Here is a 12,163-nt window from a genome sequence, read left to right on the forward strand (position 1 = left end):
GTCACAGGTGCCCGGTGCATCGCGGTTTTTTACTTCAGGTGTTGAATCGACAGATGAGCAAGCAAGTAGTGGTGGTCGGTGGCGGGGTCATTGGCCTGCTGACGGCATTCAACCTGGCGGCGAGCGTTGACCAGGTGGTGATATGCGACCAGGGCGAGGTAGGCCGCGAGTCATCCTGGGCCGGGGGCGGTATCGTCTCACCCCTGTATCCGTGGCGCTACAGCCCGGCAGTGACCGCCCTGGCGCATTGGTCGCAAGACTTCTATCCACAGCTGGGCGAGCGCCTGTTCGCCAGCACGGGCCTGGACCCTGAAGTGCATACCACCGGGCTTTACTGGCTCGACCTGGATGATCAAGCCCAGGCCTTGGCTTGGGCGAGCCGTGAGCAGCGCCCGCTGAGCGCCGTGGACATTTCGGCGGTGTACGACGCAGTCCCTGTGCTGGGGCCAGGCTTTGAGCGGGCCCTCTACATGGAAGGCGTGGCCAATGTGCGCAACCCACGCCTGGTCAAATCGCTGAAGGCAGCGTTGCTGGCATTACCCAATGTGAGTGTGCGTGAGCACTGCCAGATCACGGGTTTTGTGCAGCAGGACGGTCGTATCGTTGGGGTGAGCACCGCTGAAGGCGAGCTGGCCGCCGACGAAGTCGTACTCAGTGCCGGCGCCTGGAGCGGCGAACTGCTACGCCACCTGGGCCTTGAGCTTCCGGTCGAGCCGGTGAAAGGGCAGATGATCCTGTTCAAATGCGCTGAAGATTTTCTGCCAAGCATGGTGCTTGCCAAAGGCCGTTATGCCATTCCGCGCCGGGATGGGCACATTCTGGTAGGCAGCACGCTGGAGCATGCCGGCTACGACAAGACCCCCACCGATCAGGCGCTGGCAAGCCTCAAGGCATCGGCGGTGGATCTGCTGCCCGGCCTGGATGGCGCGCCCGTGGTGGCCCACTGGGCCGGGCTACGGCCAGGTTCGCCTGAAGGCGTTCCGTTTATCGGGCCGGTGCCAGGTTTTGATGGGTTATGGCTGAACTGCGGCCATTATCGAAACGGGCTGGTGCTGGCGCCAGCCTCGTGCCAACTGCTGGCCGATTTGCTCAATGGCGCCGAGCCCATCATCGACCCGGCACCCTACGCCCCCCATGGGCGTCTTGGCTAACCGCCTGATCAGCCCTGGCGGCCAGGCCCCTGCTGCAAGTGCGCCTGGCTGCAATACCAGGTGTTGCCCTGCGCCAGTGCTTGGTCGGTGGGCAGGTGCACGCCGCAATGCGCGCAGCGAACCATTTTCAGAGGCGCGTCGAGCTTGGCCTCTTGACGCGGTTGCTGGCTGAGTTTGAATTTGCGCCACAGCCAGAACGCGGCGGCGATCAGGACGATCCAGAAAAGTAGGCGAACCATGGTGTTCAGCTTGTCGAATGAAAGAGGATGACAGTCTAGGGCGCAGGCAATAAAAAAGGGAGGTCCAGGACCTCCCTTTCATGCAACGCCCGAATCAGTCGAACAGACCAAAGGTCATGTAGCTGAACCAGGAGCGGTTGCTATTGGCTTCCTTGGGCCCTGGTGGCTCGATCGGGTCGCCGTTTTCGTCCTTGGGCAGCAGCTCCTTGGGCATTTCGTCACGCGCATCCTGGAACTGCTTGATCACGTCCTGGTTGGCGCGGGTCTGGCCCGGTGGCAGCGGGGTGTCGGTTTCGATCAGGCCCAGCGTAGCCTTGGACAGCCAGCCGCGACCGTCAGACTCGGTCTGCTTGGGCTGGAACTCGCCATCGGCCAGGCTCGGGTGGTCCGGGTAGTTGAGCTTCAGGGTCTCGAGGCTAGTGGCAGCCAGGTCGTCCAGGTGCATCTTCTGGTACGCCTCGACCATCACCGCCAGGCCGTCGCCAACCGAAGGCGTTTCCTGGAAGTTCTCCACCACGTAGCGGCCACGGTTGGCGGCAGCCACGTATGCCTGACGGCTGAGGTAGTAGTCGGCCACGTGGATTTCATAGGAGGCCAGCAGGTTGCGCAGGTAAATCATGCGCTGCTTGGCGTCCGGGGCGTAACGGCTGTTGGGGAAACGGCTGGTGAGCTGCGCGAACTCGTTGTACGAGTCGCGTGCCGCGCCCGGGTCGCGTTTGGTCATGTCCAGCGGCAGGAAGCGCGCCAGCAGGCCACGGTCCTGGTCGAAGGAGGTCAGGCCTTTGAGGTAGTAGGCGTAGTCGACGTTCGGGTGCTGCGGGTGCAGGCGGATGAAGCGCTCGGCAGCCGACTTGGCAGCCTCCGGCTCCGAGTTCTTGTAGTTGGCGTAGATCAGCTCCAGCTGCGCCTGGTCGGCATAGCGGCCGAACGGGTATCGCGACTCCAGGGCCTTGAGCTTGTTCACGGCGCTGGTGTAGCTGGAATTGTCCAGGTCAGCCTGGGCCTGCTGATACAGCTCGGCCTCGCTGAGGTTCTCGTCGATGACTTCCTTATTAGAGGAACAGGCCGCGGTGAGCCCGAGGATGGCGATCAGCAGCAGGTGTTTCACTTGCATGGCGGCTTGCGTCCCTTTGACGGCCGCTGTCTTGGGCGGGGCCGTCCTGTTATGATGAGCGCCCCGGCCAACCCCGGGACAAAAGAAGCCGTATTTAACCACAAGCTCGCAGCTGAAACCAAAGGCTGTGCGCCCACTGAATCGAGCATGTCCGAGATCATTCAACTTAGCGCAGAGGTCCCGTCCGAACTGGGCGGTCAACGCCTCGACCAGGTCGCCGCCCAACTGTTCGACGAGTATTCGCGCTCGCGGCTGACGGCCTGGATCAAAGATGGCCGTCTGACGGTCGACGGTGCTGTACTGCGCCCGCGTGACACCGTGCATGGCGGTGCCGTGCTGGCCCTGGAAGCCGAGCAGGAAGCCCAGGGCGAATGGGAGGCCGAGGACATTGCGCTGGACATCGTCTATGAAGACGACCAGATCCTGGTCATCAACAAGCCTGCGGGCCTGGTGGTGCACCCGGCTGCCGGCCATGCCAGCGGTACCTTGCTCAACGCCTTGCTGCATCACGTGCCCGACATCATCAACGTGCCACGTGCCGGCATCGTCCACCGCCTGGACAAGGACACCACCGGCCTGATGGTCGTGGCCAAGACCTTGCAGGCGCAAACCCACCTGGTGGACCAGTTGCAGAAGCGCTCGGTCAGCCGTATCTACGAATGCATCGTGGTGGGCGTGGTCACTGCCGGTGGCAAGATCGACGCCCCCATCGGTCGCCACGGCGGCATGCGCCAGCGCATGGCTGTCACAGACGGTGGCAAGCCAGCGGTCAGCCACTACCGTGTGCTCAAGCGTTTCCGGTCGCACACTCACGTGCGGGTCAAGCTCGAAACCGGCCGTACCCACCAGATTCGCGTGCACATGGCCCACGTCGGCTTCCCCCTGGTCGGTGACCAGACCTACGGCGGGCGCTTCCGCATCCCGCCTGCGGCAAGCCCGACCATGGTCGAGGCGGTCAAGACCTTCCCGCGTCAGGCCCTGCACGCACGCTTCCTGGCACTGGTGCACCCGGCGACGGGCGAGCGCATGGAATGGGAATCGCCACTGCCCGATGATTTCGTCTGGCTGCTGTCGCTGCTCAACCAGGATCGCGAGAGTTTCATCGGATGAGTGGCCTGACGCAGTCGCTGCTGACACCGGACTGGCCTGCGCCAGCCTCGGTTCGCGCCTGCGTCACCACCCGCCAGGGCGGCGTCAGCCTGCCGCCTTTCGATACCTTCAACCTGGGTGACCATGTGGGGGACGACCCTGCGGCCGTTGCCCAGAACCGTCTGCGCCTGAGCGGCGAGTTCGACATCCAGCCCGCCTGGCTCAAGCAGGTGCACGGCTTGGCCGTCGTCGATGCCGACCCCTCCCGCGTGGTCGAAGCCGATGCCAGCTGGACCGACCGGCCAGGCATCGCCTGCACGGTGATGACCGCCGATTGCCTGCCTGTACTTTTCTGTGACCAGGCCGGTACGCAGGTGGCGGCAGCCCATGCGGGCTGGCGCGGGCTTGCCGGGGGCGTGCTGGAAGCCACCCTGGATCGCTTGGACGTACCACCGGCTCAGGTGCTGGTATGGCTGGGCCCGGCGATTGGGCCCCAGGCGTTCGAAGTGGGCCTGGAAGTGCGTGATGCCTTTACTGCGGTGCACCCGGAGGCCGCGCGGGCATTCGTCGACGGTGAGCGACCCGGCAAGCTGATGGCCGATATCTACGCCCTGGCCCGTATTCGCCTGGCAGCCCGTGGGGTCACGGCTGTTTACGGTGGCGGCTTATGCACGGTGAGCGACGAGCGGTTCTTCTCCTATCGGCGTACCCCGCAAGGTGGGCGTTTCGCTTCCTTGGTGTGGCTGGCGCCGCGCTAGCAATGGGCCGCACCTGCCTTTACACCGGTGCAAATCCAACAGCTTGACCTCCGTCAACCCCGCTACGCTTGAATCTTCCAGAATCAGCCTTATCTATAAGACATCTCAGGCAGGTTTCTTCATAAACAGGCGCTGTCCATCGCTCCGACCTGCCCTTTACAGGAAGGAACATCATGCGAATAGACCGTTTGACCAGCAAGCTCCAGCTTGCAATATCCGATGCGCAATCCCTGGCCGTTGGCATGGATCACCCCGCTATCGAGCCTGTCCACTTGCTCCAGGCCTTGCTCGAACAGCAGGGTGGCTCTATCAAGCCACTGCTGATGCAGGTCGGCTTCGACATCAATAGCCTGCGTCAGGCGATGGTCAAGGAACTTGATCAACTGCCGAAAATCCAGAACCCCACGGGCGACGTGAACATGTCGCAGGATCTGGCACGCCTGCTCAACCAGGCAGACCGCCTGGCCCAGCAAAAGGGTGACCAGTTCATTTCCAGCGAGCTGGTCGTGTTGGCGGCCATGGATGAGAACAGTAAGCTGGGCAAGTTGCTGCTCAGCCAGGGCGTGAGCAAGAAAGCCTTGGAGAACGCCATCAACAACCTGCGCGGTGGTGCGGCCGTGAACGATGCCAACGCAGAGGAATCGCGTCAGGCACTGGACAAGTACACCGTCGACCTGACCAAGCGTGCCGAAGAAGGCAAGCTTGACCCTGTGATCGGCCGTGACGACGAAATCCGCCGCACCGTCCAGGTGCTGCAACGCCGTACCAAGAACAACCCCGTGCTGATCGGTGAGCCCGGCGTGGGCAAGACCGCCATTGCCGAAGGCCTCGCCCAGCGCATCATCAACGGTGAAGTGCCAGATGGCCTGAAAGGCAAGCGTTTGCTCGCCCTGGACATGGGGGCCCTGATTGCCGGCGCCAAGTACCGGGGTGAATTCGAAGAGCGCCTCAAAGGCCTGCTCAACGAACTGTCGAAGCAGGAAGGGCAGGTGATCCTGTTCATCGACGAACTGCACACCATGGTCGGCGCCGGTAAAGGCGAGGGTGCCATGGATGCGGGCAACATGCTCAAGCCGGCCCTGGCCCGTGGTGAACTGCATTGCGTAGGCGCCACCACCTTGAACGAGTACCGCCAGTTCATCGAGAAGGACGCGGCCCTGGAACGTCGCTTCCAGAAGGTGCTGGTGGAGGAGCCTAGCGAAGAGGACACCATCGCTATTCTGCGTGGGCTGAAAGAACGCTATGAAGTGCACCACAAGGTGGCCATCACCGACGGCGCCATCATCGCGGCGGCCAAGCTCAGCCACCGCTACATCACCGATCGTCAGTTGCCTGACAAGGCCATCGACCTGATCGACGAGGCAGCCAGCCGTATTCGGATGGAAATCGACTCCAAGCCTGAGGTCCTCGACCGTCTCGACCGCCGTCTGATCCAGCTCAAGGTCGAGTCCCAGGCGCTCAAGAAAGAAGAGGATGAGGCTGCCAAGAAGCGCTTGGAGAAGCTGACCGAGGAAATCGAGCGCCTTGAGCGTGAATATTCCGACCTCGAAGAGATCTGGGCGTCGGAAAAAGCTGAAGTGCAGGGTTCGGCCCAGATTCAGCAAAAGATCGAGCAAGCGCGTCAGGAACTTGAGGCCGCCCGCCGCAAAGGCGACCTGAGCCGCATGGCTGAGCTGCAGTACGGGGTAATCCCGGACCTGGAGCGCAGCCTGCAGATGGTCGACCAGCACGGCAAGACCGATAACCAATTGCTGCGCAACAAGGTGACCGAGGAAGAAATCGCCGAAGTGGTTTCCAAGTGGACGGGCATCCCTGTGTCCAAGATGCTGGAAGGCGAGCGCGAAAAGCTGCTGAAAATGGAAGCGCTGCTGCACCAGCGTGTGATTGGCCAGAGCGAAGCCGTTACCGCCGTGGCCAACGCGGTGCGCCGGTCCCGGGCAGGCTTGTCCGATCCTAACCGGCCCAGCGGCTCGTTCATGTTCCTCGGCCCGACCGGCGTGGGCAAGACCGAACTGTGCAAGGCGCTGGCCGAATTCCTGTTCGATACCGAGGAGGCCATGGTGCGTATCGATATGTCCGAGTTCATGGAGAAACACTCCGTGGCGCGGCTGATCGGTGCACCACCAGGCTATGTGGGGTACGAGGAGGGCGGTTACCTGACCGAGGCCGTGCGCCGCAAGCCGTACTCGGTGGTGCTGCTCGACGAGGTAGAGAAGGCTCACCCCGACGTGTTCAACGTGCTGTTGCAGGTACTGGAAGACGGACGCTTGACCGATAGCCACGGCCGCACCGTGGACTTCCGCAATACGGTCATCGTGATGACGTCCAACCTCGGCTCGGCACAGATCCAGGAGTTGGTGGGCGATCGCGAGGCGCAGCGTGCTGCCGTGATGGATGCGGTGGGCGCGCACTTCCGTCCCGAATTCATCAACCGGATCGACGAAGTGGTGGTGTTCGAACCGCTGGGCCGCGAGCAGATCGCCGGCATTACCGAGATCCAGCTGGGACGGCTGCGCAGCCGTTTGATGGAGCGCGAGCTTTCGCTGAGCTTGAGCCCGCAAGCCCTGGACAAGCTGATCGCCGTGGGTTACGACCCGGTGTATGGAGCGCGGCCGCTCAAGCGCGCGATTCAGCGCTGGATCGAAAACCCGCTGGCGCAGTTGATCCTGTCGGGCAAGTTCGTGCCAGGTACGGCGATCACTGCCACGGTGGAAGGCGACGAGATCGTCTTTGCGTGACGTTAAGTTGTTGGGGCCGTCTCGCGGCCCATCGCGGCTGGTCCGGCGCCTCGGCAATGTCGCTCCAAATCCTGATGCATCAGGCATCATGCGGTCAGGGTAGGAGCGGCCTCGTGCCGCGATGGGCCGCAAAACGGCCCCGACAACCCTTATGCTGTCATCGACGAGCCCAGCCAACCCCCGTAAATCCGGGCCTTTGCGCTAATCCAAGATAACTTGCTGAAATTTTTGAAATTTATGCTTGCATGATCAATCGAGTGGCCCTAATATACGCCGCGTTGTCAGGCACTAAGCGAATCACCAGCGACACCGGTGACCGCAAAACAACTTAGAAATCAGTAAGTTGAATGAAAAAAAGTGGTTGACAAGCAAAACGAAGAATGTAGAATAGCCGGCCTCAGCAGCGATAACGCGAAAGCGGATAGCCAAAGAGACCGAAGTTAACACAAGCTTCGAAGATGTAAGGTTGTACCGAAGTTCAGTTCCGCGATAGCTCAGTCGGTAGAGCAAATGACTGTTAATCATTGGGTCCCTGGTTCGAGTCCAGGTCGCGGAGCCAATCTCGGGGTGTAGCGCAGTCCGGTAGCGCGCCTGCTTTGGGAGCAGGATGTCAGGAGTTCGAATCCCCTCACCCCGACCATTTTCCGGGTCGTTAGCTCAGTTGGTAGAGCAGTTGGCTTTTAACCAATTGGTCGTAGGTTCGAATCCTACACGACCCACCATGTAAGAAGGGCATCTCGAATGAGATGCCCTTTTTCTTTTGCCTCGGTTTTTCTAAGCCCTGTATTTTCCCGCAAATCCGCTATTCTGGCCTGTGTCTTTCGCAGTCTGGGGACCTATTGGCATGGGAGCCAACACATCAAGTGTCGTGGTCGTGGGTGGAGGCATCATGGGTGCTTCCATTGCGTGGCACCTTGCAAGGCTCGGTGCTCGGGTCACTGTTCTGGAGCAAGGGTCTCGAGCCGCCAGTGGCGTTACCCGTTGGTCATATGGCTGGGTAGGCACTGCCAGCGCCAGTGCATCGGACAACCCGGCGGCATTTTCCTCCACATTGCAGGCCATCGCCGACTTCAACCGGCTGGCGCTTGACCTCGGGCCTTTGCCGATTGCCGCCCGTGGCGCCATGGTGTGGTTGGACAACGATGCGCAAACGGCCGCCCTCATCGACCAGCAACGCTCTGCCGGCGTAAACCTTCAACCACTGGACGCCCAGCAGATAAGCGCCCTTGAGCCGTGCATGATCACGCCACCCGCACTGGCCGCTTGGGCGCCGGACGATTTTGCCGTGGAACCTGTTGCCTTGGCGAAAATGCTGTTGAGCGGCGCCGAGCAAGCCGGGGCAGAGGTTCTCTACGGCCGGCGGGTCGATGGCATAGAGACGCACAACGGACGCGTGACGGCCGCCAGGTGCGCAACGCAAACCTACGCCGCCGATACCGTGGTGCTGGCCAATGCCGGTGCCGCAATCGGCCTTGCAGCAGGTGTCGGTCTGCCCTTGCCCTTGCTTACCCGGCCAGCTGTACTGATGCGCTTCGCGGCGCCAGCCGGTGTAGTGCGGCACCTGGTCTACGGTAATGGCTTGGAGTTACGCCCGGCATTGGAAGGGGGCGTGGCCTGCGCCGAAGAAGCGCCTGCCGAGGGTGAGGCAGGGTTGCCAGCCTTGGTCGAGCGCACCACAAAAGCCATCCGGCAGATGTTCATCGGCGCCACGGCGCTTTCGCTGCGCGCGGTCAGTATCGGGCACCGACCGATGAGCCCGGAAGGCAAGCCTGTGATGGGTTACCTTCCGGGCGTCGAGGGGGTGTACGCCTTGGTGGCACATCCTGGAATCGTGCTAGCGCCCCACCTCGGCCGTCTGGCAGCCGAGGAAATCGTTCGGACGCGACGCTAGCCGGGCGCCTGCGAGTGCACCCAGCCAGCAGCCAGGTCAGTGCAACTTCAGCCGTGGTTCTGTGCCGCGACCAATCTTGCTGCCCAGCATCATCAGGGCCGTGCGGAAGAAACCGTACAACGCCATCTGGTGCATACGATACAGCGACACGTAGAACATCCTTGCGAGCCAGCCTTCGAGCTTCACACTGCCCATCAAGTTACCCATCAGGTTACCCACGGCCGAGAAGCGCGAGAGCGACACCAGCGAGCCATAATCCTTGTACTGGTAGGTCGGCAGCAGCTTGTTCTCAAGGCGCGCCTTGATGCTCTGCGCCAGCATCGACGCCTGCTGGTGGGCCGCCTGCGCCCGGGGCGGTACGTTGCGATCGCTGTTTGGCTGCGGGCAGGCGGCGCAGTCACCGAAGGCAAAAATAGCGTCATCACGGGTGGTTTGCAGGGTGGGCCGTACGACCAGTTGGTTGATGCGGTTGGTCTCCAGGCCATCGATCTCCTTCAGGAAACCCGGCGCCCGGATGCCCGCTGCCCAGACCTTCAGGCTGGCCTGGATCACTTCGCCGTCTTTGGTCTTGAGACCTTCGGCGGTCACTTCGCTGACGGCCGCGTTGGTCATTACCTTCACCCCCAGCTTCTCAAGGGTCTGATGCACGGGCACGCTGATGCGCTCCGGCAGTGCCGGCAGCACGCGCGGGCCTGCCTCGATCAAGGTGATGTGCATGTCTTTCGGTTGGATGCGGTCCAGGCCGTAGGCCGCCAGTTCATGGGCCGCGTGATGCAGCTCGGCAGCCAGCTCCACGCCCGTGGCACCGGCACCGACGATGGCTACGCTGATCTTTTCACTGGCCACATCGCCTGCGTGGGCGCGCAGGTAATGGTTGAGTAGTTGCTGGTGGAAGCGTTCAGCCTGCTTGCGCGTGTCCAGGAACAGGCAATGCTGCGCCGCACCCAAGGTGCCGAAGTCGTTGGTGTTCGAGCCCACGGCGATGACCAGGGTGTCGTAGGCAAGGGTACGCGCGGGCAGCAGTTCGCGGCCGTCTTCATCGAGCGTGGCAGCCAACTGGATCCGCTTGCTCTCACGCTCCAGGCCGCTCATGCGCCCCAGTTGGAAGTTGAAGTGGTTCCACTTGGCTTGCGCCACGTAGTTCAGTTCGTCTTCGGAGGAGTTCAAGGAGCCGGCGGCCACCTCGTGCAGCAGCGGTTTCCAGATATGGGTGAGGTTGGTGTCCACCAGGGTGATGTCAGCCTGCTTGCGCTTGCCCAGGGTCTTGCCCAGGCGGGTAGCCAATTCCAAGCCGCCGGCGCCGCCGCCGACAATCACGATGCGATGAGTCATGGGAATATCTCATAAGGTTTACGGAATTCTTGGCCCAACGGGCCGGCCGCACGGGGTAAGAGGGGAGGGCGAGCGCAAGGCAGCTCATAGCTCCGGTCCACTCAACGGGCGCCAAACCCAAGACAGCGGGGGTGGCGAGATGCTCGACCCCAGTGTATGCAGGGCTTGCAGGTCATCATCGACACTGGCTGACACGCAGGGTTCAGGCGTGGGTCATGCTGGGCCTCTACGGATAGACGTTCGTGCAGGGGCAAACGCTACAGTGGTCGCTCACGCGGCTGTAACAAATGATAATGCTTTCTATCCGCGCCGCCGAGTGTACGTCATCGCAAACGATCACTGCACAGGATCAAAGGCTGATCCCCACATCGAAGACGATGCTGCGCCCCAGGTTGCCGCGAAGAAAGTCCGGCGCATCCGGGTGAGCGAACAACACCCGGGCAAAGGTTGGCCCGACCAGCGACAGCGAGCGCCAGCCCTGGCGCAAATACTCGGTGGGCGGCGGGAAGTGGGTGTTGAGGTCCAGCACCTCGCGCTTGAGGCTGGCGAAGGCAATGATGTCCAGCTCGTTCAGGTCCAGCCCGCGCTCACGGTAGTTGTGCGCTTTCTTGCGCAGGGTAGGTGCCAGCCTGCCCAGCAACTCGGTGGCACTGATGCGGCGAGGGCGCGCTTCGCGTCGCACCAGTTGCGCCAGTGAAAAGGCGCTGCGCCTGCGTTGCAGCTCTTCTCGCCATTCATCGTTAAGCCGGCGACCCTCGTCCAGCACGAAGAACACCTCGAAGGCCGCATCGCGGAACAATACGTCAGGCGGCTCCTGGCCAGCGGGTGTGAAGTCGTCGTTGCGATACGCGATGTTCAGGCCTTGCAGCAGGCGCTGGCAGACCCAACGCTCACGCTCCCATTTGCGGGCATTGGACAGAAACGCATTGGCTTGTTCGGCCTGGATGGTCAGCAGGCGCAGGTAATCGGAATCATCCATGAAGCAAGCTTAGCTGTAATTTGATGACGATCAGGTGTTGATCGCGCCTTGAATCAATGAATTGCATGCTTGTGGTGTAGGGACACGCTGATACTTGGGCAATACGTGTAGACTCGCCTTTGTCCATGCATTGATTGAGGTTATTCCTACATGATCAGCGCGCAGGTGCTGTCGGGAACAACGCTGACCGTTGGCTGGCTCGGCTACGTGCCGCTGCTCGCCTGGGCCACCAGTCAGGCCCGCTGGGTCGAGCTGGTCACCGACCGGCGGCGCCAGCACTTGCTGTTCGGCACCGTGGTCGGGTTGTTCGCGCTGTGGTTGGTTCGGCGTGATTTCGACACGGGCGTGTCCTACCACTTCATCGGCATGACCGCCGTCACCCTGCTGCTGGACTGGCCGCTGGCAGTTCTGGGTGGCTTCATGGCGCAAGTGGGCCTGCTGCTGCTCGGGCGTCAGGAGTTGACTGCGTTAGGGGTCAACGGCCTGCTGTTGGTCGGCCTGCCGGTCCTGGTCACCGAAATCTGTGCCATCGCGGTGGAACGCGCGCAGCCGCGAAACCTTTTCGTGTACATCTTTTGCTCAGGGTTTTTCCCGGCGGCACTGACGGTGGTCGTCTGCCTTAGTGCCGCGCTGGGGTTGCTCTGGCTCGATGGGCTGTTCGCCATGCCGGAGTGGCTGAGTGATTTCGTGGGCTACCTGTGGCTGATGATGTTTCCCGAAGCGTTTATCAACGGAACCGTCATCAGCGCACTGGTGGTCTTCTGCCCCGAATGGCTGGAGACGTTCAACCGTACTCGATACCTGCAGGCTCCCTGGAAGGAAGGCGGTGGCTGACAGCCATGCCTCGCTGCACAGCATCTAGCTGGTGTATC

The 12,163-nt window shown here is 62.0% G+C and carries 10 protein-coding genes and 3 tRNA genes; 9 read left to right on the top strand and 4 right to left on the bottom strand.

The window, feature by feature from the left end; translation table 11 throughout:
* Positions 1-53: 53 nt before the first annotated feature.
* Positions 54-1,151 (top strand): glycine oxidase ThiO, encoded by a 1,098-nt coding sequence (gene thiO / locus ACF8GB_RS12565; protein WP_058638643.1) that lies wholly within the window; start codon positions 54-56, stop codon positions 1,149-1,151.
* A gap of 8 nt (positions 1,152-1,159) precedes the next feature.
* Here thiO and ACF8GB_RS12570 read toward each other — a convergent pair whose 3' ends face one another.
* Positions 1,160-1,390 carry a PP0621 family protein gene (locus tag ACF8GB_RS12570; RefSeq protein ID WP_023533255.1) on the bottom strand — a complete coding sequence of 77 codons (231 nt, stop codon included), beginning with the start codon at positions 1,388-1,390 and terminating at the stop codon, positions 1,160-1,162.
* Positions 1,391-1,484: 94 nt separating this feature from the next.
* A complete protein-coding gene (locus tag ACF8GB_RS12575; protein WP_058638642.1) occupies positions 1,485-2,504 on the bottom strand; it encodes an outer membrane protein assembly factor BamD in 1,020 nt (339 codons plus the stop codon).
* A 147-nt stretch (positions 2,505-2,651) separates the two neighbouring features.
* Here ACF8GB_RS12575 and rluD point away from each other — a divergent pair, with 147 nt between their 5' ends.
* The 7 genes from rluD to ACF8GB_RS12610 all read left to right on the top strand — a co-directional run bounded on the left by rluD (position 2,652) and on the right by ACF8GB_RS12610 (position 8,980).
* Positions 2,652-3,614 carry a 23S rRNA pseudouridine(1911/1915/1917) synthase RluD gene (gene rluD, locus ACF8GB_RS12580; RefSeq protein ID WP_023533229.1) on the top strand — a complete coding sequence of 321 codons (963 nt, stop codon included), beginning with the start codon at positions 2,652-2,654 and terminating at the stop codon, positions 3,612-3,614.
* The gene (gene pgeF, locus ACF8GB_RS12585; RefSeq protein WP_058638641.1) at positions 3,611-4,351 is read left to right on the top strand and encodes a peptidoglycan editing factor PgeF; all 741 of its coding nucleotides are present in this window, start codon (positions 3,611-3,613) and stop codon (positions 4,349-4,351) included. Before rluD ends, pgeF begins: the two co-directional genes overlap by 4 nt.
* A gap of 173 nt (positions 4,352-4,524) precedes the next feature.
* Positions 4,525-7,089: an ATP-dependent chaperone ClpB gene (gene clpB / locus ACF8GB_RS12590; RefSeq protein ID WP_023533276.1), complete on the top strand. Its 2,565-nt coding sequence runs from the start codon at positions 4,525-4,527 to the stop codon at positions 7,087-7,089.
* A 483-nt stretch (positions 7,090-7,572) separates the two neighbouring features.
* Positions 7,573-7,648 (top strand) — tRNA-Asn (locus ACF8GB_RS12595).
* 4 nt (positions 7,649-7,652) lie between these two features.
* A tRNA-Pro gene (locus ACF8GB_RS12600) sits at positions 7,653-7,729 on the top strand.
* 6 nt (positions 7,730-7,735) lie between these two features.
* Positions 7,736-7,811, top strand: a tRNA-Lys gene (locus ACF8GB_RS12605).
* A 122-nt stretch (positions 7,812-7,933) separates the two neighbouring features.
* The gene (locus ACF8GB_RS12610) at positions 7,934-8,980 is read left to right on the top strand and encodes an FAD-binding oxidoreductase (RefSeq protein ID WP_268977718.1); all 1,047 of its coding nucleotides are present in this window, start codon (positions 7,934-7,936) and stop codon (positions 8,978-8,980) included.
* A 36-nt stretch (positions 8,981-9,016) separates the two neighbouring features.
* Here the strand turns inward: ACF8GB_RS12610 and ACF8GB_RS12615 are convergent, their stop codons facing one another.
* Positions 9,017-10,312: an NAD(P)/FAD-dependent oxidoreductase gene (locus ACF8GB_RS12615; RefSeq protein WP_078479144.1), complete on the bottom strand. Its 1,296-nt coding sequence runs from the start codon at positions 10,310-10,312 to the stop codon at positions 9,017-9,019.
* Between the two features lie 349 nt (positions 10,313-10,661).
* On the bottom strand, positions 10,662-11,291 hold the full coding sequence (locus ACF8GB_RS12620; protein WP_023533234.1) for a DUF1780 domain-containing protein: 630 nt from the start codon (positions 11,289-11,291) through the stop codon (positions 10,662-10,664).
* A gap of 150 nt (positions 11,292-11,441) precedes the next feature.
* On the opposite strand from ACF8GB_RS12620, the gene ACF8GB_RS12625 reads away from it, so the two are divergent.
* Positions 11,442-12,125 carry an energy-coupling factor ABC transporter permease gene (locus ACF8GB_RS12625; protein WP_058638639.1) on the top strand — a complete coding sequence of 228 codons (684 nt, stop codon included), beginning with the start codon at positions 11,442-11,444 and terminating at the stop codon, positions 12,123-12,125.
* The last annotated feature ends 38 nt before the right edge of the window (positions 12,126-12,163 follow it).

It is taken from the genome of Pseudomonas sp. xss_4, from assembly GCF_043104125.1.
Lineage (GTDB): Bacteria > Pseudomonadota > Gammaproteobacteria > Pseudomonadales > Pseudomonadaceae > Aquipseudomonas > Aquipseudomonas parafulva_B.